The following is a 22,986-nucleotide window of genomic DNA, read 5'->3' as shown; positions in this document are numbered from 1 at the left end:
TAGCGGCCTGCCGCCTAGCGGCCTGCCGCCTAGCGGCCTGCCGCCTAGCGGCCTGCCGCCTAGCGGCCTGCCGCCTAGCGGCCTGCCGCCTGCGGGCCTGCGGCCAGTCGCGGGGCGGCGTTAATTCGTCGCCTCGCTGAACGATCCTCGTTAGCCTCGCCGAATGCCCCACCCTGTCGCGTTGCTGCACGTCCCCGCACTCTCCAACGTCGCTGAGTACGCCTACGCGGCCACCGTCGAATCACCCGCCCGGCTGGTCTTCACCGCCGGCGCCTGCCCACTGGACGCCGAGGGACGCACCGTCGCGCCCGGCGACCACGCCGCACAGGCCCGGCAGGTGATGACGAACCTGGAGACCGCCCTCGCGGCGGCCGGTGCCACCCCCACCGACGTGGTCAAGACGACCGTCTACGTGGCGTCGTCCCAGCAGACGGACCTGGTCACCGTCTGGGAGGTGGTCCGGGACTTCTTCGGCGACCACGACCCGCCGAGCACTCTGCTCGGGGTCTCCGTACTCGGCTATACCGACCAACTCGTCGAAGTCGAGGCCGTCGCCGCCGTACGGATGGCGGCCTGACATGCGGATCCGATCGGCACGCCCCGACGACGCCCCGGCCGTGGTGGCACTCAAGGCACTGGTCTTCCCGTACCTCGTGCGCGGTGTCGCCTCGACCCGGAAGATGATCGCTGAGCCTCCGCCGGAGGTAGGGTGGGCCGGCTTCGTGGCCGAGGTGGACACCCAGGTCGTCGGTTGGGTGACGGCCCAACGCAACGGTTCAACCTCGACGGCGGACTTCGGTGACATCAACCTGCTGCACGTGCACCCGGAGCACCGGCGACGCGGCATCGGCACCGCGCTGCTGACGACCGCGACGGGTCACCTCGCCCCGCTGGGCGTCCGGCGGATGCGCGCATTCGCACAGCCGGAGGCTCTGCCGTTCGCCCGCCGGCACGGTTTCGAACCCAGCCGGGAGCTGCGGTTCTCAGCACTCGACCTGGTTCCGCCCCCCGCGCTGCCCGACCCGCCACCGGGCGTACGGCTGCGCCCGATCGCCGAAATGGACCCGCAACTCCTGTACGCGGCGGACCTCGCCTCGGCCATCGACGAGCCGGGCGACGTGCCGGTCGACGCAATGAGCTACCAGAGCTGGCGGTACGACGTCTGGGAGAACCTCGGTCTGGACAAGGCGGCAAGCACCGCCGCCGAGGTCGACGGGGAGGTGGCCGCGTTCAGCCTGGTCAAGCGGGACGGCGACCGGATGTGGTCGGACTACACCTGCAGCGTTCCGGCGTACCGGGGCCGCGGGCTGGCCCGTCTGGCCAAGACGGCGGCGCTGCACCGGGCCGCCGCCAACGGCGTACGCGTCGCGTACACCTCGAACGACGAGGAGAACGCGCCGATGCTCGCGATCAACGCCCGGCTGGGCTACCGCCCGGTGGCAACCGAGTGGTCCTGCCTGGCCGAGCTGACCTGATCAGCGGTCGTTCTCAACACGCGGACGGACCCGGGCCGCGCAAAGACCGCGACGGCGGGGACGCTGCGTCTCGACCCCCAACGTGGCGGGGGTTCGTGGAGATGGTGAAGACCACCGCCATTTGACCGCCCGTAGTTCGGCGTGGCCTCCCCCGTGAAGACGTCGTCCCGGCGCCTGGCCGGCGTCGACCGTGCTGCGCGGTGCTGCCGGACGCCCGGGGTGAGCCATCCCCGTCTCACTTGCTTTGCTCTGCTTCAACGGACGCAACACTTGTGGGGCGGAAGTGTTGCGTCCGTTGAAGCAGAGCAAAGGGGACTTCGAGCGCCCCTGCCCCCCGGCCGGCGACCCGGACACCGGTCACCGCCCACCGCCCACCGCCCACCGCAGTGGCCGCAGGACGACGCCAACCTGACCGCAACGGCGTTGGACTACTGAGCATCGGGCGATCAACGTAGCTGGACGGCGGCAGACCGCTCACCGGTCGAGCCCAGGTCCGGGGCCGGGCCGGGACCGGGCTCGTCAGAGATCGCAATCAGCCGGCCTCGAAGACCCGGCGCGCCGCTGCGTGGGTGTCGGCACCGAAGAGCACCAGGCGCGCCTCGGTGACGGTGGCCGGTGTCGCCGGACGCAGCACCGACAGTGCCTGGCCGACCGCGTCCTCCAGCGGCCAGCCGTAGATGCCGGCCGAGATCAGCGGGAACGCCACGGTGGCCGCGCCCAGCTCGTCGGCGACCCGGAGGCTGTTGGCGTAGCAGTCGCGCAGCAGCGCCGAGCGGTCCTCGGTGGCCGACCAGACCGGGCCGACGGTGTGGATCACCCAGCGGGCTGGTAGCTCGCCGGCCGTGGTGGCCACCGCCTGTCCGGTGGGCAGGCCCCGGCCGTACCGGGACGCCCGCAGCGCCCGGCACTCGGCCAGGATGGCCGGGCCCCCGCGTCGGTGGATGGCCCCGTCGACGCCGCCGCCGCCGAGAAGGGACGAGTTCGCGGCGTTCACGATGGCGTCCACCTGCTGAGTGGTGATGTCCCCCTCGACCAGGGTGATCTGCATGTCAGTGCTCCTCGATCGGCTGGCCGAGTGAACGGCGGGCCAGCAGCGTGGCACCGGCGACCGCGGCCGGCATGATCAGCACCGCGCCGAGCGGGATGAGGAAGCAGAGGAAGACCGCCACCCCGAAGCCGAGTGCGGCGGGCCGGTCGACCTTCAGGATCGTCCGGCGCTGCGGCAGCCGCATCCCGCGCCGGTAGAACGGCGCGCCGACCAGCTCCACGGCGAGGAACCAGCCACCGACCGCCGCGCCGATCACCGGAACCACCGTCTGGCCGACCACCGGGATGAAGCCGGCGAGGAAGAGCGGGATGCCGACCAGAGCGGAGAGCGCCACCAGCCGTACCGAGTCGGCGAGGCTGCGACGCAGCGACGACCAGAACGGCACCTCCACGGCGTTCGGGGTGCCGCCGAGCCGCTCCTCCACCCGCTCGGAGATCTTCTCGTAGAACGGGTCACCGATGACGAGGGTCACCGCCGTGAAGGCGACCACGCCGAGGAGGCCGCCGAGCCCCAGGAAGGCCAGCCCGGCGATCACCCGGACCAGGTTGCGGGCGGTGGCCGACCAGTCGTCGGCGAACGGGGTCACCAGTGCGGCGATGTCATCCACGAAATACACCAGGGTCGCGAACGCGGCCACGAAGAGCACACCGGAGATCAGCGCCGGCACGATGCCGAGCAGCATCAGCTTCGGGCTGCGGACGTAGAGACCGAACCCGCGCAGGAGCAGCCCAGCCCCGGCGAAGAAGCGACCGACGGCCCCGGTCACCGGAGTGGCGATATCTCTGACATCCATGATCCAGCAGCCTAGCGATCACTGTGGAACACCGCCGGGTGGCGCGGCGAGCGGAGCCGGCAGGATGAACGGGTGCGAGCGTCCCGGTTGATCTCACTGCTGCTGCTGTTGCAGGCGCGCGGGTCGATGACGGCGGGCGAGCTGGCGCGGGAGTTGGAGGTGTCCGAACGGACCGTCTACCGGGACGTACTGGCGCTCTCCGCCGCCGGGGTGCCGGTCTACGCGGACCGGGGCCGGGCCGGCGGGTATCGCCTGCTCGGCGGCTACCGGACCCGGCTGACCGGGCTGACCCGGGACGAGGCGGAGGCGCTCTTCCTCGCCGGCCTGCCCGGCCCGGCGGGTGAAATGGGCCTCGCCGACGCGGTTGCCGCCGCCGAGCTGAAGGTGCTCGCCGCGCTGCCGCCCGCTCTGCGGGACGCCCCGGCCCGTGCCGGCCAACGGTTTCACCTGGACGTGCCGGGCTGGTTCCGGGAGGCCGGGCCACCGCCGTGGCTCACCGAGCTGGCCCGGGCGGTCTGGCGGGACCGGGAGGTCGAGCTGCGCTACCGGCGCGGCGACCGCGAGGTGACGCGCCGGGTGCGGCCGTACGGGCTGGTACTCAAGAGCGCGATCTGGTATTTGGTCGCGCGGGTCGGCGACGACGTGCGCACCTACCGGGTGGACCGGGTGACCGGGGTCGAGGTGACCGAGGACAGCTTCGACCGGGACGAGGGCTTCGACCTGGCCGGGCACTGGCGCGAGCAGGCCGCGTCGTTCCTGCGGACCATGCTGCGGGCCGAGGTCGCCGTCCGGCTCAGCCCGGCCGGCGTGCGCCAGCTCCGGCACCTGGTCGATGCCCCTTTCGTGTACGACGAGGTGGTCACCGCCGCCGAAGGGCCCGACGGGCAGGGCTGGGTGGTGGCCCGGCTGCCCGTCGAGTCCGTCGGCGTCGCGTACCACCAACTGCTCGGGCTCGGCCCCGAGGTGGAGGTGCTCGATCCACCCGAGCTGCGGGAGTTGTTCGTCGAGGCGGCCGACCGCCTCGCCGCGCTCTACCGGTAGCCGGTGTCACCTGCGGGCTTGCCGGCCGAGACCACCTCGGCGTAGTAGCGCGCCCAGTGTGGCCGGGTGCCGTCGAGGTCGGTGAAGCCGTACACCTGGGCCAGACCGCCGCTGTCCACCGACTGGCCGTGCCAGCGCGCGCGCTCGGGATCAGCGGCGAGGGCCGCGACCGCACGACCGACGAAGGCCGGCGTCTCGGACATGACGAAGTGCGGCTCCTTCGCCGCGCCGTCGCGCCAGCTCTCCTCGGTGACCCCGAAGTGCTCCAGCATCGCCTCGGACCGCAGCCACCCCGGGGTGAGCGCGACCGACGTGCCGCCGTGCGGGGTCAACTCGTGCGCCCAGATGAAGCCGAGACGGTTGACCGAGGTCTTCGCCAGGTCGTAGAAGACCGAGAGCCGGTAGTTCTCCTCGTTGTACGCCTTCGTACCGTCGCCGATCTCGACCACCAGACCGCCGGGCTTGCGGATCAGCAGCGGCAGAGCGAAATGGCTGGTGATGATGTGCGTGTCGATGGCCAACCGCAGCGTACGGAAACCGGCGTCCAGTGGCTGCTCCCAAACCGGCTTCTCCCAGGTGATCAGCGGATCGCCGCCCCAGATGTCGTTGACCAGCACGTCGAGCCGGCCCTGGTCGGCGTCGATCCGGGCCACGAGGTCTCGGACCTGATCGGGGACCAGGTGGTCGACCTGGACGGCGATGCCGGTGCCGCCGGCCGCGGTGACCAGCTCGGCGGTCTCCTCGATGGTCTCCGGCCGATCCATCTCGGACCGGGCGGCGCGAGTGCTGCGGCCGGTGGCGTAGACGGTCGCGCCGGCGGCGCCGAGCTGGACGGCGATCTGCCGCCCGGCACCCCGGGTCGCCCCGGCGACGAGCGCGATCTTTCCTGCGAGCGGTGGTGTCATGCCTCCGAGGCTGTCAGCGATACCTGACAGCCGCCGTCCGAATTTGCGAAACCTCAGTCCACCAGGCGGACGCGGACCCGGCGGTTGGCCCGGCCCTTGCTCTCCACCTTGACCACCTGCACCTTGCCGATCTGGGCGGTGGACGCGACGTGGGTGCCGCCGTCGGCCTGCACGTCCAGCCCGACGATGTCGACGATCCGGACCTCCTGCTCGTCCGGCGGAATGAGGTTGGACTGGGTGCGGATGATGTCCGGCAGGGCCAGCGCCTCCGTGCGCGGCAAGACCCGGACGGCGACCGAACGGTCGGCGGCCACCTCGGCGTTGACCAGCTCCTCGATCCGGCTCTTGAAGTCGGGCGGCACCTCGGGCAGGTTGAAATCCATCCGGGCTTCGCCCGGCTCCATCGAGTTGCCGGTCACGAGCGCGCCGAAGTCGCGGAACACCACACCGCAGAGCACGTGCAGCCCGGAGTGGGTACGCATCAGCCGGGTCCGGCGCTCGTCGGCCAGCGCGCCGACGACCTCGGTGCCCACCGGCGGCAGCGGGTCACCCTCGGCCGGGAGCAGGAACAGGTCATCGCCCTTGCGGGTGCCGACGATCCGGGTCTCTACGCCCTGCCAGAGCAGCACGCCGTGATCCGGCGGCTGCCCGCCACCGCCCGGGTAGAACGCGGACCGGTCCAACACGATGCCCTGCTCCGGGTCGGCGTGCAGAACCGTGCAGGTCCACTCGCGCAGGGTCGGGTCGGCGAGGTCCAGCCGGTGCGTACGGCCATGCTGTGTGACACCCATGCCCGGGGACGTTACTCGTTGAGGAAGCTCGACACGCGCTCCCGCAGATCGGCGCGGTCCGTCCAGAGGACGCCGGGCCGGTCGTACACCTGGAGGGTGGCCTGGGGCAGCGCGGCGGCGAGCCGTTCGGCGACCTCGACCGGGTGCAGGTCGTCACCCGCACAGCCGATCACCAGCGCCGGCGCGGTGACCGCCGCCAAGGCGCTGGGGTCGTGCAGCGGTGTCTGCTCCAGCAGGGTGGCCAGGTCGGCGGCCAGACCGTCGCGGAGCAGCTGGTCGAGCCGCTGCCGCAGGTACGCCCAGCCGGCCGGGGTGTTGCGGACCACCGCCGGCAGCTCCTGCGCGACGACGTCGGCGACGGCCGAGGCGTCGCCGCTCTCGACCGCCTCCAACAGCTCCCTGACGCGGTCCCGGGCGTGCGCACCACGCGGCTCGTCGAGCACGGCGGGTAGGAAGAAGACCAGCTTCTCGAAACGCTCCGGGCTCTCGGCCAGCAGGCCGCAGAGCGCGCCCGCGCCGAGGCTCGCGCCGAACGCCCGAGTGGCACCGCCGAGATCCGCGATGGCGCGCAGATCCCGGGCAAGGTCGACGTAGGTCCACGGCCCGTCCGGGGCGTCGGACCGGCCGTGCCCACGGAACTGGAAGAACACCTTGCGGCCGGTCACCCCGCTGCCGAACGGACGGGTGGTGGCGATGCCGTTACCCAGCCCGTGCGCGAAGACGGTGACCGGATCACCGGTGCCGGTGACCAGACGCTCCAGCCGTACGCCGTGCGGGGTGGTGACCAGATCGGTCTCCGGCTCCGGCAGCGCCGGCCGGCCGGTACGCGGACCACCCGGACCGGGCCCCCAGGTGCGGGGCCCGCCGTCCGGCGGGGGCGGCCAGCGGAAACCCCTCACCAGAACCCTTTACCGTCGCTCAGGTCGCGCAGACCGACCCGGACGTCGAGCAGGTAGATGAGCGCGGCAGCGATGCCGATCAGTCCGAAGAGGCTGATCGGACCGAAGCCGAGCAGGGTCAGCACGAGGCAGACCGCCAGGATGGCGATCCAGCCACCCTTGGGCAGCGTCCCGATGGCGGGGAAGGCGTCGGAGCGCTGCGTGACGGCATGCACCAGCGCGACGCCCTGGATGATCAGCGCGAAGACGAGCAGAATCAGCTCGATCACGTAGCGGACTTCGAACGCGAAGATCGGCGCGGCGTTGGCCATGCCGGCAAGCTTATGTCGACAACCCCGGCTACGTCCGACAAGGACGCCGCCGGGGTCGTCAATACCACGTACTACTCGGCCGCGGGCTGCGTCCGCTTGCCGGCCCGGGGCAGCTTCGCCGACGGCGTCGCGGCCGGCTTGGCGGCCTTCGGCGCACGGGTGGCCTTCTTGACGGCGGCCGGCTTGGCCTCGACGATCTCGGCCACGTCGGCCGGGGTCGGCACCGCAGCGGGTGCCTCCACCGGGGCGGGGGCCTCGGTCGACGGCGCGGGCGCGTCGGCCCGGGTGGCCTCGATGTCGGCGTTGACCGTCTCGGCGGCCTCCAGCACCCCGGCGCCGACGACCCGCTCGCCCCGGGCGACCAGCGCGTCGTACGCGGCGAACGCCCGCTCCTGCGCGGCCTGGGCGCCAGCGACCACCACGGCGGCGTTGCGGGTCGCGGCGGCGCGCAGCCGGTCCAGGTCGGCGACCTCACGCAGCTTGGCCAGGTCGGCCGACTCGCGGAGCTTGGCCAGGTCCAGCTCAGCCTGCGCGCGGCCGCGCAGGGTGCCGGCGGTCTCATTGGCGGTACGCAGGGTCTCGGTGGCCTTCTGACGCAGCTCGAAGCCGGTCAGCACGGCCCGACCACCCAGGTCGGCGACGACCCGGGTGCCGAAGACGCCGACCACGGTCGGCAGCTTGCGGAGCTGCTGGAGGGCCAGCTCACCGGCACCGGCAGCGGCGTAGATCGGGGCGGGGATGCGGTTCGTCTTCGACTCGGTCATGACGTCTCCTCTTCGGCCGCTGCGGCGGCCTTCTTGTCGGGGGTGTTGGTGCTGGTGCTGGTCGGGGCGGGAGCGGCGCCCGCCTCGGTGACGGCGACCGACTCGAGCACGGCCTCGGTCGGGGTGCCGCCGGCGGTGGTGGGGCCGGTGGCGGCGAGGTTGGCCACGTCGGCCGGTTGGTCGGCGACGTCCGTCGGCGTGGTCGCCCCGGCGGTGCCCTCGGCGGTGGCCTGGGCCTCGGCCAGCCGGGTGTTCTCCCGGCGGAACGTCTCGTAGATCTGGCTGAGCGACTGCTTCTGGGCCATCGTCAGGTCGGGGTCCACCGCGATGGCGGCGAGCACACCCTGACCTTCCTTGTCGTCGAGCAACCCGGCCCGCAGGTACATCGCCGGGGTGGAGACCCGCAGGGCGCTCGCCAATTGCTGGAGCACCTCGGCGCTGGGCTTGCGCAGCCCACGCTCGATCTGGCTGAGGTACGGGTTGCTGACCCCCGCCTGCTCGGCGAGCTGCCGCAGCGAGATCTTGGCGTTGCGCCGCAGGTCGCGGATGAACCCGCCGACGTCGGGGAGGTCCTTGGGTGTGGCCATGACATCGACGCTAATCCGCGGCGCTAGCTCCTGCAAGCAAAACGCTAGCCAGAGTTAGCAACGTCTCAACTACGCGTTTGCGCACCGCTCGGCCGATCCGTACGGTCCGTCCGTGCACAAGATCTCAGTCAACGGAGCAGTCATCGCGTACGACGAGGCCGGCGCCGGTTCGCCCGTCGTGCTGCTGCACGCCGGCATCGCCGACCGCCGGATGTGGCGGGGACAGTTGCCGGCGCTCGCCGCACGGCACCGGGTGATCGTCCCGGACCTGCGCGGCTACGGTGACTCCGACCTGCCCTCGACGCCGTTCGCGCACCACGACGACGTGGCCGGCCTGCTGGACGCGCTCGACCTTCCCCAGGCCGCGCTGGTCGGCTGCTCGTTCGGTGGGTCGGTCGCCATCGACACCGCACTGGCCCACCCGTCCCGGGTGAGCGCGCTCGCGCTCTTCGGCACCGCGCTCGGCGGCAACGAATGGTCCGATGAGACCAACGACCTCTGGGACGACCTGGTCGGCGAGGTCGACCCGGACGACTTCGCCGCCGGGGCGGCCGGCGAGGTGCGGTTCTGGGTGGTCGGTCCGGGCCGTCAGCCGGCCGACGTCGACCCCGGGCTGCTCGCGTTCGCGCAGGAGCTGGACGAGCGTGCGCTCGCCGCCGAGAAGGCACTCGGCGCGGTGGAGGTGATCGACCTGACGCCTCCGGCGATCGGCCGCCTCGGCGAGTTGCGGGTGCCCGTCCTGGCGACCGCCGGCGCCGCCGACGTGCCGGACATCAGCCGGATCGCCGACCGGATCGCCGCCGAGGTGCCCGGCGCGGTACGGCTGCCCAACGTGCCGGACGCCGCACACCTGCTCCCGCTGGAGCGTCCCGAGGCGGTCAACGCCGCCCTGCTCGACTTCCTGAACTGACCCACCGAGGCCCATCCGGGCCGGATGCCTTCGATCACCAGAGCGGGCGCACCGCGCCGACCGGAACACCGCCGCCGAAGAGCGGCGCCTCGGCGTACTCGGCGAGCACGGGGGCGTCCACGCCGAGCCGGCGCAGCGCGGACACCAGCACGGGCATCCGGGCCCGGTCCGCGCCGTCGTCGATCTTGATTGCGACCGCGCCGACGCCCGGCAACCCCACCGCGATCACTCCCTCGGCACCGACCTTGGCCAGCAGGCCCGGAATTCCGCGCATCAGCCGGGTGTCATCGGCGCGGGTGCCGCCGACGATCTCCGGGTGGGCGCGCATGGCGTCGGCCACCACCCGCGGCGCCGAGCCGGGCTCGGCGTCGACCAGCCGGAGGTACGCGCGGGCCAGGCCGGTCAGTGACACCGCGAGCACCGGTGCACCGCAGCCGTCCACCCCGACGGCCGCCGCCTGCTCACCGGTGAACTCCTCGACGGCCGCGCGCAACTGCTGCTGCAAGGGGTGTTCCGGCCGCCAGTAACCGTCCAGCGGCCACCCGGCGGCCTGACAGGTCAGCAGCATCCCGCTGTGCTTACCGGAGCAGTTCATCTGCACCCGGGTCGGGCCACCTCCGGCGCGCAGCACGGCCTCCCGGGCCGCCGCGCCCACCGGCAGGTCGGGCGGGCAGTGCAGGGCCGACGCGTCCAGCCCGGCCCGACCCAGCAGCGCGCCGACCCGGGCCAGATGGAAGTCCTCACCCGCGTGGCTGGCCGAGACGAGCGCCAAGTCGGCCGGGTCGGTCAGCGGCAGCCCGGCACGGAGCATCCCGATCGCCTGCATCGGCTTGCTCGCCGAGCGGGGGAAGATCGGTGCGGTCACGTCCCCCGCAACGGCCACCGGCACACCGGCAGCGTCCAGCACGACCACGGACCCGCGGTGCGCGCCCTCCACGAACCCGGACCGGATCACCTCGGCGAGCGGCGCGCCGCCCTCGTACGTCTTTCCCACGTGGTGGACGGTACAGGTGACAGGGGTGAGAGGCGGCTTCGCCCTTACAACCCGAGCATTTCGCGGGCCTCGGCGGTGGTCAGCGGCGGGCGCTGGGCGAGCTGGGCGAAACCGACCGCGCGGGCGACCAGCTGCATGTTCGACTCCACCGGGCGACCCTTGGCGTAGGTCACGGTGTCTTCCATGCCCACCCGCAGGTGCCCGCCGGTCGACAGCGAGGCCAACAGCACCGGGATGGTGCTGCGGCCGATGCCCGTGGCCGAGAAGGTGGTGCCCTCGGGCAGGTCGCCGAGCATCCGGTGCGCCGCGACCAGCGTCTCGGTGGTGCCCGGCATCCCTCCCGGCACACCCATCACGAAGTCGACGTGCACGTGCCCACCGGCCGGCAGCCCGTACTTGCCGAGCAGGCGCTGCAGGGCGGACAGGTGACCGAGATCGAAGATCTCGTACTCCGGCACGATCCCGCGTTCCTGCATCCGGGTGTGCAGGTCGACGATGAACTCCCAGCGGTTGAGGAAGACGTCGTCGCCGAAGTTGACCGTGCCCATGGTGCACGAGGCCATGTCCGGCCGGGCGTCGAGCACGGCGAGTCGGGACGCCTCCGGGTCGGTCACCGCCCCGCCGGAGGAGAGCTGCACGATCAGATCGGTGCTCTCCCGCAGCGCCGCCACCGTCTCGCGTAGGCGCCCCTGGTCGAGGGTCGGCCGCGCCGCGTCGTCGCGGATGTGGACGTGGATCACGGCGGCGCCGAGCGCCTCGCACTCCTTGGCGGTGAGCAGCAGCTCGTCGAGGGTCACCGGCAGCGCCGGCACCTCGGCCTTGGCCGACTCCGCGCCCGTCGGGGCCACCGTGATCAACGTCCCTGTCGTCATGCCGGCGATCCTAGACGTCGGGTCAGGACGGGTCGATCGCCGCCGCGGTCTCGCCGATCCGCAGCGCGGCGTCGTCCGGGACGTTCCGCTTGAGCACGGCGAGGGCGACCTGGCCCAGCTCGTGGTGCAGCACCGCCGTGCCGACGAAGCCCACCGCCCGGCCGTCGAGGGTCACCGGCGTGCCGGCGGCCGGAGGCTGGTCGGTGGTCACCCCGTCCAGATGCAGCAGTACGAGGCGACGCGGAGGGCGGCCCATGTTGTGCACCCGGGCCACCGTCTCCTGCCCCCGGTAGCAGCCCTTGTCGAGGTGCACGGCCGGCCCGATCAGGTCGACCTCGGCCGGGATGGTCCGGTGGTCGGTGTCCACCCCGACCCGGGGCTGCCGGGCGGCAACCCGGATCGCCTCGTACGCCCAGAGCCCTGCGACCGGCACACCGGCGCCGCGCAGCTCCGCGACCACCTGATCCATCGCGGCCCTGGGCACCAGCAGGTCGACCCCGAGCGGGCCGCGCCGGGCCCAACCGCCGATGGGCAGCGGCCGTACGTCGTACCGTGCGGTTGGTCGGGGCGGCACGGCACCGGCGGCGAACTTCGGACCCGGCACCGCGACCAGGTCCGGGGCGGCCAGCCCGGTCACGCCCAGCGTGCCCAGCGCCTCGGATGCCGCCGGCCCGACCAGCGACAGCAGCGCGCGCTCGCCGGTCGCGTCCCGCGGCTCGACCCTCGTGAAGAAGCGCATCTTCTCCAGGTAGCCGAGCAGGCCGGCGGTCGCGCCCGGCTCGGTGTCCAGCCAGGTGGTCTCGCCGTCCTCGGCGACCAGGGCGTGCTGCTCGACGTGCCCGTGCGGGGACAGCACCAGCAGCTCGGTGCCCTCGCCGGCGGTCAGCGCCGCGAGGTGCTGCGAGGTGATCGTGTGCAGCCAGCCGGCCCGCTCCTCGCCCGGGACCGCGACGATGCCCCGGTGCGACCGGTCGACCAGGCCGACCTCCGTGCCCAGGACGCGCTGCTCGCGCAGGGGATCGCCGTAGTGCGCGGCCACCCCCCGCACCCCGGCGGCGACGTGCTCCGGATCTGGCTGGTCGCGGCTCTCCTCGTCGATGCTCTCGATGGCCACCGCGCCCGCGATGTCGATCATTTCCGGTCCCCGTTCTCGCAGCGGTCGCAGACTCCGAAGAGTGACACGTGCCCGATGTCCACCCGGAACCCGCGCTGCGCGGCCAACTGCTCGGCGAGGGGGCGGAGCAGTTCCGGGTCGACCTCGTCGATCGCACCGCACTCCCGGCAGACCAGGTGGACGTGCTGGTGCTCACCCGCCGCGTGGTAGGTCGGCGACCCGTGTGAGAGGTGGGTGTGGGTGACCAGGCCGAGCCGTTCCAGGAGCTCCAACGTGCGGTAGATGGTGGTGATGTTGACGCCGGCGGCCACCTCCCGGACGGCGGTGTGCACCTGCTCCGGGGTGGCGTGGCCCAGATCCAGCACCGCCTGGAGGACGAGCTGCCGTTGGGCCGTCAACCGCAGCCCACGGGACCGGAGCATTTCCGCTAGCGAGGATTCGGACACCTACCGATCATAGTTCGGCGTACAGGTCGACCTCCGGACCGCGACGGGCCATCGCTACGCTCGACCGTCATGGCCCCGTCGTCCGTCGGGAAGGTCACGGCCGATCCGACCACTCGGATCGCCGTGCTGGAGCGCGGCCGGGTTCCGGCCGGCGAGCCCGTGCTCCGCGGCGACGACCTCGGCGTGCTGCAGGGCGACGGGCTCTTCGAGACCATGCACCTGCGCCAGGGGCAGCCCTGGCTGCGCGACGAGCACCTGGCCCGGCTGGCCGCGTCGGCCGTCGCCCTGGAGCTGACCCTGCCGCCCGCCGCCGACCTGGTCGAGCTGCTCGACGCGGTGTGCGCGGGCTGGCCGACGCAGGTGGAGGGGGCGCTACGGCTGGTCTGCACCCGGGGCCCGGCGGTCGGCGGCCCGCCGACCGTGTACGCCACCCTGACCGAGGTGCCGGCGTCGGCACGGGCGGCCCGCCGAGCGGGGATCAGCGTGGCCACCCTGCCGCTGGGTGTGCCCGCCGAAGCGCGCACCGGGCTGGACTGGCTGCCCGCAGGGGTCAAGTCCACCTCGTACGCGGTCAACAGCGCGGCCCGCCGCTGGGCGCGCAGAGCCGGGGTGGACGACGTGCTCTGGGTCTCCTCCGATGGGTACGCGCTGGAGGGCCCGACCGCCAACGTGGTGTGGCTCACCGGCGACACACTCTGCACCGTGCCGGCCGCCAGCACCGGCATCCTGCCCGGCACGACCGCCGCCTGGCTGCTCGGTCACGTCGGCGAGCTGGGCCTGACCGCCGCCGAGCGGATGATCACCCCGGCCGAGCTGAGTGCGGCGGACGGTGTGTGGTTCACCTCGTCGGTCCGTGGGCTCACCGAGGTCCACAGCCTGGACGGGGTGCGCCGCGACCGCTGCCCGCGCACCCCCGCCCTGCACGCCGTGCTGGGCTTCCCCGTCCCCTGAGGGTCAGCGTCCTCCGAAGGGTCAGCCGCCGACCCGGACGAGCCGGGCCGAGAGGTGCGGGCTGAGCTCCTGCCCCATCGCGGCCATCTCCTGGGCGTAGAGCAACGCGCCCTCGACGATGCCGAAGAGCCGGTGCCCGCCGGTGACCTCCTTGGCGGTCGCCGTCCGGACCACCGCGTCGGTGGCGAACTCGACCTGGGTGCCGGTGCGCTTGCCGACGTGCAGCTCCATGACACCGGTCGGGGTGGTCAGCAGGGCCTCCAGCTCGTCGGTGGCCCGGCCGTCCACCAGCACCGGCCGCCACCAGCCGACCTCACGACCGGCCGGACGGACCGGCTTGCTCTGCTCGTCGAGGATCCAGGCCCGCGACTCGTATGACAGGAACGGCCGGCCGTCGTGGCTGATCCGGATCTCCTGGGCGTAGTCGAAGTCCTCGATGGTGGGGAAACCGCCACGGCCACGACCGCGCCACAGGCCCACGTAGGGCAGCAGGCCGTCCAACGCCGGATGCAGTTTGGGCCCGACCCGCAGGTCGTAACTCTCCTCGAACGGGTACGACTCGACCGGCGGCGCGTTCAGCCACGGAGGCTGCAACGGGTTCTCGTCGCTCACCAGCGGCGTCCTCTCGATATGCGTACGGCGAGGTATATCAGGCCACCGGCGAGCCCGCCCAGGCCAGCGACCAGCAGGCTGACGAACCCGATCTCGGTAACCATCCCGACCATCCTATGCTGGGCTCCATGGCCCGCTCTCTCGTCGTCAAGGCCACCGCTGGGGCGGACGCCCCGGAGCGGTGCGCGCAGGCGTTCACGGTGGCTGCCACGGCGGTCGCGGCCGGGGTGGACGTGTCGCTCTGGCTGACCGGTGAATCGACCTGGTTCGCGCTGCCCGGGCGCGCCCAGGAGTTCGAGTTGCCGCACTCCGCGCCGCTGGCCGAGCTGCTGCACGTCATCCTGACCAGCGGCAAGGTGACCGCCTGCACCCAGTGCGCGGCCCGGCGGGAGATCGGCCCGGCCGACGTCCTGCCCGGCGTACGGATCGCGGGAGCCGCGGTCTTCGTCGAGGAGGCGCTGGCCGAGGGCGCGCAGGCGCTGGTCTACTGACCATCGGCACGGCCCGACGGGGCAGTACGGGCGGACTCCGGATACCGACCCGACATCTCGGACGCTTGCCTACGATTCGGATGTGACCGAGGCGACGGAGAGATTCTTCGAATCACTGCCGACGCGCGCCCCGGAGGTCCTGGGCGGGCTGGCCCTCGGAACCCTGCAGATCGACCTCGCCACCGACCACTGGACCGAGCACTGGCTGGTCCGGATGCGGCCGGGAATCGTGCAGATCAGCCGGAATCGCGGGCCGGCCGACGCCATCTGGTTCAGCAGCGCGGCCCTCTTCGACCGACTGGTCACCGGCGAGGCCCAGGGGGTCGCGGCGGTGCTGCGTAACGAGAGCACGTTCAGCGGGAACGTGGTGCTCTTCCTGTCCTTCCGACGGTTCTTTCCGGATCCACCGGGCACCCGCGACCCGCGCGAAGTGGCCCGCAGGTCGGCCGGGCGGCTCGGGTGAAGGAACTGGTCAGCATCCTGGACGGCAACACCTTCCTGGTCAGCGACCGGAGGGGGGACATCGAGGCGTCGTTCGACTTCCCCACCGGGCTGTTCTCCTTCGACACCCGCTTCCTGTCCACCTGGGTGCTCACCCTGGACGGCGAACGGCTGCACGCCCTCTCCACCGACGACTCCGAGTCGTACCGGACGAAGTTCTTCCTGGCCCCCGGCGAACCCACGCACTACCTGGACGCCAAGGCGTCGGTGATCCGAAAACGGGCGATCGTCGGCAGCTTCCAGGAGGAGCTGACCGTGCTGAACCACACCGGCCGGGACGTCGACTTCACCGTCCGGATCGAGATGGCGGCCGACTTCGCCGACCTGTTCGAGATCAAGCACGCCCGGCAGAAGCGGGGCCGGACGACGGCCTCGGTCACCGACAACGAGCTGCGCCTGACCTACCGGCGGGAGGCGTTCCACCGGGAGACCGTGATCAGCTCCACGTCGCCCGCCGAGGTCGACGTCTCCGGGATGACCTTTCGGATCCGGGTGGGCCGCAACAGCGAGTGGACGACCCGGCTGCACGTCGCCAGCGTCGTGTACGGCGCGAAGGGGGAGGACATCCGGGCCACCCTGCCGTACGGCGGCAGCCGCAGCGCGGACGCCATCCGCGCCGAACAGCAGGAGCTGATCGACCGGGCGCCGAAGCTCGGCTGCGACTGCCAGCCGCTGGCCGGGGCGTACCGGCGCAGCCTCAACGACCTGGCGGCGCTGCGCTACGAGTCGATCGCCCTGGGCGTACGCCTGCTCGCCGCCGGGCTGCCCTGGTTCATGACCCTGTTCGGCCGGGACAGCATCATCACCTCGTTGCAGGTCCTACCGTTCCTGCCGGAGCTGATCCCGCCGACCATCGTGATGCTGGCCGGGTTGCAGGGCGAGCGGGTGGACGACTTCCGGGACGAGGAGCCGGGCAAGATCCTGCACGAACTGCGGTACGGGGAGACCGCCGGGTTCGAGGAGCAGCCGCACTCGCCGTACTACGGGTCGGCCGACTCGACGCCCCTGTTCATCATCCTGCTCGACGAGTACGAACGGTGGACCGGCGACGCCGAGCTCGTTCGACGGCTGGAGCTGCGGGTCCGCGCGGCACTCGAGTGGATCGACACCTACGGCGACCTGCTCGGCACCGGGTACCTCTGGTACCAGACCCGCAACCCGGAGACCGGCCTGCAGAATCAGTGCTGGAAGGACTCCTGGGACTCGATCTCGTACGCCGACGGCCAGATGCCCGGCTTCCCCCGAGCCACCTGCGAACTGCAGGGCTACGCGTACGACGCGAAGATGCGGGCCGCCCGGCTGGCCCGGGAGTTCTGGAACGACCCGGAGTTCGCCGACCGGCTGGAGCGGGAGGCGGCCGCCCTCAAGCAGCGGTTCAACCACGACTTCTGGATCGCCGACCGGGAGTACTACGCGCTCGCCCTGGACGCCGACGGCCGGCAGGTGGACGCGCTGACGTCGAACATCGGGCACCTGCTGTGGAGCGGCATCGTCGACGAGTCCCGGGCCGGCAAGGTGGTCGAGCACCTGCTCGGGCCGCGGCTGTTCTCCGGGTGGGGGGTGCGGACCCTCGCCGAGGACCAGGCCCGCTACAACCCGATCGGCTACCACGTGGGCACCGTCTGGCCGTTCGACAACTCGATCATCGCCTGGGGGCTGTGGCGGTACGGCTTCCGGGAGGAGGCCGGGCAGATCTGCAACGCGATGCTGGACGCGTCGGGCTACTTCGACGGGCGGCTGCCGGAGGCGTTCGCCGGCTACGCCCGCGACCTCACCGACTACCCGGTGGAGTACCCGACCGCGTGCAGCCCGCAGGCCTGGTCGACCGGCACGCCGTTGCTGCTGCTGCGGGTCATGCTCGGGCTGGAGCCGCAGGGCGAGCACCTGATCATCGATCCGGCGGTGCCGCCCGGCATGGGCCGGGTCGAGCTGCTGGACATTCCCGGCCGGTGGGGCCGGGTCGACGCGCTGGGCCGCAGCCGCGGCCCGGACGAGCCGCAGCGGAACGACTGAACCGGGGACTGCTGCGGGTCAGCCCGGACAACCGACGGTGGCGACCAGCCGGCCGGCGTCGGGGGCGAGGTCGGCCAGCACGGTGACCGGGCCGGCGCGGTACGCGTACACCGGGGGGTGGTCGAGCAGCGGAGTGCCGTCGGCCAACGGGGCGAGCGCGCCCGTCGACGCGGCCGGGCCGGGACCGGCGACGGACCGCGCGGTACGTGCCAGCGCACCGCCCGGACAGGTCGCGGTGATCAGCTCGGGAGCGGCGTCGGCCGGGCGGTCGAGCGCCCGCAGCGCGGCCGACAGGGCAGCCGCCTCCTCGCCGGCGGCCGCGGTGGGCGCCGTGACATAGCCGGAGCCGACGCGCCGACAGCCGCTGTCGGCGGTCAGTCGCACGCGACCGTCCCCGGTCGGTCGTCCCTCGACGGCGACGAACTCGCCGGCGTCGGCGCGCAACACCGGGCCGTTCCGGCCCGGCCCGACCCGGGCCCGCCAGCTCGCCGGCAGACGCTCGGCGATCCCGGTCAGCACCGCCCGCTCGGTGCCGACGGGTGCGAGCACGCCCACCTCGCGCCGCAGCGCGGCGCCGTCGGCGAGCGGGGTGACGCGACAGCCCGTGACGATCTGCGGCGGGCCCAACTCCAGCAGCCCGGTCGCGCCGGCCGCCCCGGCCAACTCCCCGGCCGCCCGGTCGACCACCGGGCCGGCCTGGTCGAGGGAGCGCTGTTCGCGCACCGTCGGCGGGTCGTTGCGGACCGACATCCAGGTGAGCGCGGCCAGCAGCACGGCCCAGGCCACAGCCCCGATCAGCAACCCGCGCCGCCACCGTCGGGCGGGTGCCGGCGTGGCGGGACCGGTCGATGGGGCCCACCCCGTCTGGACAGCACCGCTCATCCGGTCATGGTGTCACGGGCGGTCCTCCGGCCCGGGCGCAGCCCAGGGTCAGGATCTCGACTCGTCACTGACCATGCAGGGGCCGCCGTTATCCACTTCAGCACCGCGTGCACACGCCCGATCGTTGCGCGCGGCCGCGGTGCGCCGGTCCCGAAACGATCGGGACCTGTGAGGTGGGGAGGAAGAGTGTTCCAACCGACATCCGCGCGGTCCGCCCTCTGGCGAACGGCCGTAGCGTGCACCGCGGCCCTGCTGGGCCTCACCGGCCAGCCCGTGGTCGCGGCACGCGCCGCACCTGCGCCGGCCCATGCGAGCGTCAACCAACGATTGCTCAGCCAACTCGGTACGACCGGCAGCGGGATCTTCCTGGTCTACCTGCGTGCGACCGCGCCCGTGGCGGAGACCGCCCGGCTGCGCGACCCGGACGACCGGGCCCGGGAGGTGCACCGGCTGCTCACCACGACCGCCGAGCGGAGCCAGCGCGACCTGCGGGCACTGTTGACGGCCCGCAAGGCACCGCACACCGCGTACTGGATCGCCAACGCGGTGCGCGTGACCGGTGACCGGCGACTGGTCGACGAGATCGCCAAGCGTCCCGAGGTGGCGCGGATCGAAGCCAGCCGCAGCTACCCGCTCGCCCGACCCGCGCCGGCCGCTGGCAACCGGGCCGGCACCAACGCCGTCGAGTGGGGGCTCACCAACATCAACGCGCCGCGCGTGTGGAGCGAGTTCAGCGACCGGGGGGCGGGAGTGGTGGTCGCCAACATCGACAGCGGCGTCCAGTACGACCACCCGGCGCTGGTCGGGGCGTACCGGGGAACCGTCGGTGGCGGTGCCTTCGACCACGACTACAACTGGTACGACCCCGCCGGAGCGTGCCCGAGCGCGGCACCCTGCGACAACAACAGCCACGGTACGCACACCATGGGCACGATGGTCGGCGACGACGGCGCCGGCAACCAGATCGGCGTCGCCCCCGGTGCCCGGTGGATCGCGGCCAAGGGTTGCGAGGTCGACACCTGCTCCGACGCGTCGCTGCTCGCCGCCGGTCAGTGGGTGCTGGCGCCGACCGACCTGACCGGGCGGAATCCCCGCCCGGACCTGCGCCCGGACGTGATCAACAATTCCTGGGGCGGTGCCGGCGGGGACCCGTGGTACCAACAGACCATCGCGGCCTGGCGGGCGGCGGGGATGTTCCCGGTCTTCTCCTCCGGCAACGACGGGCCCGACTGCGGCAGCGCCGGCTCCCCCGGCGACAACGCCAACGCGTACGCGGTCGGGGCGTACGGCGTCGACGACGCCATCTCCGAGTTCTCCGGCCGGGGTGACGCGACCGACCCCCGGTCCTACAAGCCGAACGTGGCGGCCCCCGGTGGTGACGTGCGCTCCAGCGTCCCCGGCGACGGGTACGCCGTACTGAACGGCACCTCGATGGCCGCGCCCCACGTCGCCGGCACGGTCGCGCTGATCTGGTCGGCGGCGCAGACCCTGAGGGGCGACATCGGCGCCACCGAGGAGCTGCTGGACCGGACGGCACGGGACGTCGACGCCACCACCTGCGGCGGCACCGCCGCCGACAACAACATCTTCGGCGAGGGCCGGCTGGACGCGTACGCGGCGGTGCAGGCCGCCCCGCGCGGTCAGGTGGGGCGGATCGCCGGCACGGTGACCGAGGCGGCCGGCGGTGACCCGATCGCTGGCGCGACCGTCGGCGACGGCAGCCGCAGCGCCACCACCGACGCGGACGGCCGGTACTCGCTCACCGTGCCGGCCGGCGCGACCACGGTCACCGTCAGCGCGTACGGCTACGCCAGCCAGTCGGCGACCCTCACCGTCGCCGAGGGCGCCACGGTCACCCGGGACTTCGCCCTGGTGCGAAACCCGACGGTCACCGTCAGCGGCCGGGTCACCGACGGCTCGGGGCACGGCTGGCCGCTCTACGCCCGGATCGAGGTCGCCGGCCGACCCGGCGGGCCGGTCTTCACCGACCCGGCGAGTGGGCGGTACTCGTTCACCATCCCGGGCAACGCCAGCCACCGGATGACCGTGACCGCCCACTACCCGGGCTACCGAGCGGTCACCCGGGACGTGGTGGCGGGCGCCGGGCCGGTACGGGCCGACATCGCCGTACCGGTCGAGGCGACCTGCTCGGCGGCCGGCTACACGGGCAGTTTCGGCACGCCACTGCTGAGCGAGAGCTTCGACGGCACCGGGGTGCCGGCGGGCTGGACGGTCCGTAACCGCACCGAGGGCGGCGGTTGGGCCTTCACCGACCTCGGCGCACGGGGCAACCTCACCGGCGGCGCCGGGAACTTCGCCATCGTCGACAGCGACCGGCACGGTGCCGACAACGTCCAGGACACCGATCTGGTGACTCCCGCCGTCAACCTGAGCTCGGCACCGGCGCCGGTGCTGCGTTTCCGCAGCGACTGGCGGGCGGTCGGCGTCAGCGACACCGCCGACGTGGACGTCTCGACGGACGGCGGCAGCTCCTGGACCAACGTCTGGCACCAGACCGACAGCCGGCGCGGGCCGCGGGTCGAGGAGGTCCCACTGGATACGGCGGGCGGGGCAGCCGCCGTTCAGGTGCGGTTCCGCTTCAACGGCACCTTCGCCTGGTGGTGGGAGGTGGACGACGTACAGGTGGTCAACCGCGACTGCGCGCCGAAGCCCGGTGGGCTGGTGCTCGGCGTGACCACCGACCGCAACACCGACGCGCCGCGCAACGGAATCACCGTGGTCAGCACCGACCGGCCGACCGAGCGTGGCACCTCGGCCGCGACGCCGGAAGACCCGAACCTGTCGGACGGCTTCTACTGGCTCTACTCGAGCCTGACCGGGACGCGCCGATTCACCGCCAGCCGATCGCCGTACCGGACCCTCACGAAGCCGGTGACCGTGGCGGCCGACGACACCCGCCGATCGGACTTCGCGCTGGCCGCCGGCCGGCTCACCGTCACACCGACCGCCATCGAGTCGTACCAGCAGTACGGCAGCACCCGGACCAGGAAGGTGACGGTACGGAACACCGGCACCGCGCCTGCCACCGTCGATCTGGTGGAACGCGCCGGACGGTTCGAGCTGCTGTCCAAGGCCGGCGCGCCGCTGCGGGAACAGAAGATGAAGGGGATCAGCAAGGCCCGGACCGGCACCGGGTACGGCGGGTCGGCTCCGCAGGCCGCACCACGGGCGGACGACGCCTGGGCCAGGATCGCCGACCTGCCGGCGGAGATCTACGACAACGCGGCGGCCAACCTGGACGGCCTGGTCTACTCGGTTGGCGGTGGCGGCGGCAGCGGCCTGGAGGGCAAGGTCTGGCGGTACGACCCCGGCACGGACGCCTGGTCCGCGCTGCCCGACCTGCCGACCGCCCGTTCCAAGCCGGTCGCGGCGGCGGTCGGCGGCAGGCTGTACGTGCTCGGTGGTTGGAACGTCGACGGCGACACCGTCGCTTCGGTGGACGTGTTCGACCCGGCAGCGGGCACGTGGAGCACGGTGCCGGGGGCGACCAACCCGTTCCCGGTGGCGGCGGCCGGTGGCGCGGTGGCCGATGGGAAGGTCTACCTGGTCGGGGGTTGCCTCGACAACGACTGCACGGACTCGACCCGGCTGGTCGTCTTCGACCCGGCGACCGGGGCGTTCCGTACCGGCGCGAGCTACCCGCACCCGGTCTCCTGGCTCTCCTGCGGCGGGATCGGCAGCGCGGTCTACTGCGCCGGTGGCGCCGGCAGCACCGAGTACACCGACGCCCACCGTTACGACCCGGCGGCGAACACCTGGAGCCCGCTACCTGACCTGCCGCTGGACCTCTGGGGTTCCCAGTACGCGGCGGCCGGTGGCCTGCTGGTGCTGGCCGGCGGGGTCACCGCCGCGTCCACCACGGCCACCAACCGGACCATCGCGTACGACCCGGTGGCGGGCGGATGGCGGGACCTGCCCAACGCCCAGTTCAGTCGGTACCGGGGCGCCGGTGCCTGCGGCGCCTACGCGATCGGTGGTTCGCCCTCCGCGTTCGTGGGGTCGGCCGGGAGTGAGCGGCTGGGTGGCCTGGAGCTCTGTGCTGGAGAAGCGGACCTGCCCTGGCTCTCCACCGCACCGCGCAGCTTCACCCTGGCCCAGGGCGCGTCCCGGACGGTCAGCGTCAAGCTGAGCGCCACCGCGGCGGCCGGCGTGACCCAACCGGGCACCCACTCCGGCGAGGTGGCCATCGCGTCGACCACGCCGTACCCGGTGTCCACCGTGGCGGTGACGATGCACGTGTCACCGCCGGCCAGTTGGGGCAAGGTCCAGGGCACCGTCACCGGTGTGAGCTGCGGCGGGCTGACCGTCGGAGTTCCGGCGACCGTACGGCTGAACCGGGCGGGCACCACCATCGGCCACACCCTGACGGCGAACGCCCAGGGCCGGTACGCGTGGTGGCTGCCGCGAGGACGCTACGAGGTGCTGGTGGCCAGCGACGGCTGGGTGTCGGAGACGCAGCGCACCCGGATCGAGGCGGGCATCGTCGACACGCTCGACTTCGGGCTCGAACCAGCCACGTCCTGCAACCGGGTCGGCGGCATCTGACCTGTCCGCAAGCGACCGGG

General features: G+C 72.8%; 24 protein-coding genes. 9 read left to right on the top strand and 15 right to left on the bottom strand.

All coding sequences use genetic code 11. From position 1 onward, the window contains the following. Positions 1–163: 163 nt before the first annotated feature. Both V6V47_RS29885 and V6V47_RS29880 read left to right on the top strand, forming a co-directional pair. Positions 164–577: a RidA family protein gene (locus tag V6V47_RS29885; protein WP_334631822.1), complete on the top strand. Its 414-nt coding sequence runs from the start codon at positions 164–166 to the stop codon at positions 575–577. Between the two features lies 1 nt (position 578). After that, positions 579–1,475: a GNAT family N-acetyltransferase gene (locus V6V47_RS29880; protein WP_334631821.1), complete on the top strand. Its 897-nt coding sequence runs from the start codon at positions 579–581 to the stop codon at positions 1,473–1,475. Positions 1,476–2,007: 532 nt separating this feature from the next. Here the strand turns inward: V6V47_RS29880 and V6V47_RS29875 are convergent. Both V6V47_RS29875 and V6V47_RS29870 read right to left on the bottom strand, forming a co-directional pair. Further along, positions 2,008–2,523 (bottom strand): O-acetyl-ADP-ribose deacetylase, encoded by a 516-nt coding sequence (locus V6V47_RS29875; protein WP_334631820.1) that lies wholly within the window; start codon positions 2,521–2,523, stop codon positions 2,008–2,010. Between the two features lies 1 nt (position 2,524). Then, complete coding sequence (locus V6V47_RS29870) at positions 2,525–3,316, bottom strand: EI24 domain-containing protein (protein ID WP_334631819.1); 792 nt, start codon at positions 3,314–3,316, stop codon at positions 2,525–2,527. Positions 3,317–3,388: 72 nt separating this feature from the next. Between V6V47_RS29870 and V6V47_RS29865 the strand changes: the two genes are divergently transcribed. Further along, positions 3,389–4,357, top strand: coding sequence for a helix-turn-helix transcriptional regulator (locus V6V47_RS29865; protein ID WP_334631818.1), 969 nt, complete (start codon positions 3,389–3,391; stop codon positions 4,355–4,357). Here the strand turns inward: V6V47_RS29865 and V6V47_RS29860 are convergent. From V6V47_RS29860 to V6V47_RS29835, 6 genes are all read right to left on the bottom strand, one after another. Continuing rightward, positions 4,348–5,262, bottom strand: coding sequence for an SDR family oxidoreductase (locus tag V6V47_RS29860; RefSeq protein ID WP_334631817.1), 915 nt, complete (start codon positions 5,260–5,262; stop codon positions 4,348–4,350). The genes V6V47_RS29865 and V6V47_RS29860 overlap by 10 nt on opposite strands. Positions 5,263–5,315: 53 nt before the next feature. After that, on the bottom strand, positions 5,316–6,053 hold the full coding sequence (locus tag V6V47_RS29855; protein ID WP_334631816.1) for an alanyl-tRNA editing protein: 738 nt from the start codon (positions 6,051–6,053) through the stop codon (positions 5,316–5,318). 11 nt (positions 6,054–6,064) lie between these two features. After that, the gene (locus V6V47_RS29850) at positions 6,065–6,952 is read right to left on the bottom strand and encodes an alpha/beta fold hydrolase (protein WP_334631815.1); all 888 of its coding nucleotides are present in this window, start codon (positions 6,950–6,952) and stop codon (positions 6,065–6,067) included. Then, the gene (locus V6V47_RS29845) at positions 6,949–7,263 is read right to left on the bottom strand and encodes a DUF2516 family protein (RefSeq protein ID WP_030327754.1); all 315 of its coding nucleotides are present in this window, start codon (positions 7,261–7,263) and stop codon (positions 6,949–6,951) included. Before V6V47_RS29845 ends, V6V47_RS29850 begins: the two co-directional genes overlap by 4 nt. Positions 7,264–7,334: 71 nt before the next feature. After that, on the bottom strand, positions 7,335–8,027 hold the full coding sequence (locus V6V47_RS29840; protein ID WP_334631814.1) for a hypothetical protein: 693 nt from the start codon (positions 8,025–8,027) through the stop codon (positions 7,335–7,337). Beyond that, on the bottom strand, positions 8,024–8,614 hold the full coding sequence (locus V6V47_RS29835) for a helix-turn-helix domain-containing protein (protein WP_442934327.1): 591 nt from the start codon (positions 8,612–8,614) through the stop codon (positions 8,024–8,026). Before V6V47_RS29835 ends, V6V47_RS29840 begins: the two co-directional genes overlap by 4 nt. Before the next feature lie 112 nt (positions 8,615–8,726). Between V6V47_RS29835 and V6V47_RS29830 the strand changes: the two genes are divergently transcribed. Then, positions 8,727–9,524, top strand: a complete 798-nt coding sequence (locus tag V6V47_RS29830) for an alpha/beta fold hydrolase (protein ID WP_334631813.1) — start codon at positions 8,727–8,729, stop codon at positions 9,522–9,524. A gap of 34 nt (positions 9,525–9,558) precedes the next feature. Here V6V47_RS29830 and V6V47_RS29825 read toward each other — a convergent pair whose 3' ends face one another. Genes V6V47_RS29825 through V6V47_RS29810 form a run of 4 tightly spaced genes read right to left on the bottom strand, consistent with a single transcriptional unit; the run spans position 9,559 to position 12,950 of the window. Then, positions 9,559–10,518 (bottom strand): asparaginase, encoded by a 960-nt coding sequence (locus V6V47_RS29825; RefSeq protein ID WP_334631812.1) that lies wholly within the window; start codon positions 10,516–10,518, stop codon positions 9,559–9,561. Positions 10,519–10,562: 44 nt separating this feature from the next. Further along, positions 10,563–11,390: a 3-keto-5-aminohexanoate cleavage protein gene (locus V6V47_RS29820; protein WP_334631811.1), complete on the bottom strand. Its 828-nt coding sequence runs from the start codon at positions 11,388–11,390 to the stop codon at positions 10,563–10,565. A gap of 22 nt (positions 11,391–11,412) precedes the next feature. Beyond that, a complete protein-coding gene (gene ygfZ / locus V6V47_RS29815) occupies positions 11,413–12,525 on the bottom strand; it encodes a CAF17-like 4Fe-4S cluster assembly/insertion protein YgfZ (protein ID WP_334631810.1) in 1,113 nt (370 codons plus the stop codon). After that, entirely contained in the window at positions 12,522–12,950 is a 429-nt protein-coding gene (locus V6V47_RS29810; protein ID WP_334631809.1) for a Fur family transcriptional regulator, read from the bottom strand. The genes ygfZ and V6V47_RS29810 overlap by 4 nt, the downstream gene beginning before the upstream one ends. Positions 12,951–13,019: 69 nt before the next feature. Here V6V47_RS29810 and V6V47_RS29805 point away from each other — a divergent pair, with 69 nt between their 5' ends. After that, positions 13,020–13,901: an aminotransferase class IV gene (locus tag V6V47_RS29805; RefSeq protein ID WP_334631808.1), complete on the top strand. Its 882-nt coding sequence runs from the start codon at positions 13,020–13,022 to the stop codon at positions 13,899–13,901. Positions 13,902–13,922: 21 nt separating this feature from the next. On the opposite strand, the gene V6V47_RS29800 is transcribed toward V6V47_RS29805, so the two are convergent. Both V6V47_RS29800 and mtfM read right to left on the bottom strand, forming a co-directional pair. Next, positions 13,923–14,513 (bottom strand): FABP family protein, encoded by a 591-nt coding sequence (locus V6V47_RS29800; RefSeq protein ID WP_334631807.1) that lies wholly within the window; start codon positions 14,511–14,513, stop codon positions 13,923–13,925. Beyond that, the gene (gene mtfM / locus V6V47_RS29795) at positions 14,510–14,617 is read right to left on the bottom strand and encodes a small membrane protein MtfM (RefSeq protein WP_334631806.1); all 108 of its coding nucleotides are present in this window, start codon (positions 14,615–14,617) and stop codon (positions 14,510–14,512) included. The genes V6V47_RS29800 and mtfM overlap by 4 nt, the downstream gene beginning before the upstream one ends. 12 nt (positions 14,618–14,629) lie before the next feature. Here mtfM and V6V47_RS29790 point away from each other — a divergent pair, with 12 nt between their 5' ends. The 3 genes from V6V47_RS29790 (at position 14,630) to V6V47_RS29780 (ending at position 17,518) form a co-directional block, all read left to right on the top strand. After that, complete coding sequence (locus V6V47_RS29790) at positions 14,630–15,004, top strand: DsrE family protein (RefSeq protein ID WP_334631805.1); 375 nt, start codon at positions 14,630–14,632, stop codon at positions 15,002–15,004. An 82-nt stretch (positions 15,005–15,086) separates the two neighbouring features. After that, a complete protein-coding gene (locus V6V47_RS29785) occupies positions 15,087–15,467 on the top strand; it encodes a hypothetical protein (protein ID WP_334631804.1) in 381 nt (126 codons plus the stop codon). Further along, positions 15,464–17,518: an amylo-alpha-1,6-glucosidase gene (locus V6V47_RS29780; protein WP_334631803.1), complete on the top strand. Its 2,055-nt coding sequence runs from the start codon at positions 15,464–15,466 to the stop codon at positions 17,516–17,518. The genes V6V47_RS29785 and V6V47_RS29780 overlap by 4 nt, the downstream gene beginning before the upstream one ends. Positions 17,519–17,536: 18 nt before the next feature. On the opposite strand, the gene V6V47_RS29775 is transcribed toward V6V47_RS29780, so the two are convergent. Continuing rightward, positions 17,537–18,400, bottom strand: a complete 864-nt coding sequence (locus V6V47_RS29775) for a hypothetical protein (protein ID WP_334631802.1) — start codon at positions 18,398–18,400, stop codon at positions 17,537–17,539. Between the two features lie 186 nt (positions 18,401–18,586). On the opposite strand from V6V47_RS29775, the gene V6V47_RS29770 reads away from it, so the two are divergent. Further along, on the top strand, positions 18,587–22,966 hold the full coding sequence (locus V6V47_RS29770; protein ID WP_334631801.1) for a S8 family serine peptidase: 4,380 nt from the start codon (positions 18,587–18,589) through the stop codon (positions 22,964–22,966). Positions 22,967–22,986: the final 20 nt, after the last annotated feature.

The organism is Micromonospora sp. CPCC 205539 (genome assembly GCF_036906815.1).
Classification (GTDB): Bacteria; Actinomycetota; Actinomycetes; order Mycobacteriales; family Micromonosporaceae; genus Micromonospora.
This window is presented reverse-complemented; position numbering and strand designations above follow the sequence as displayed.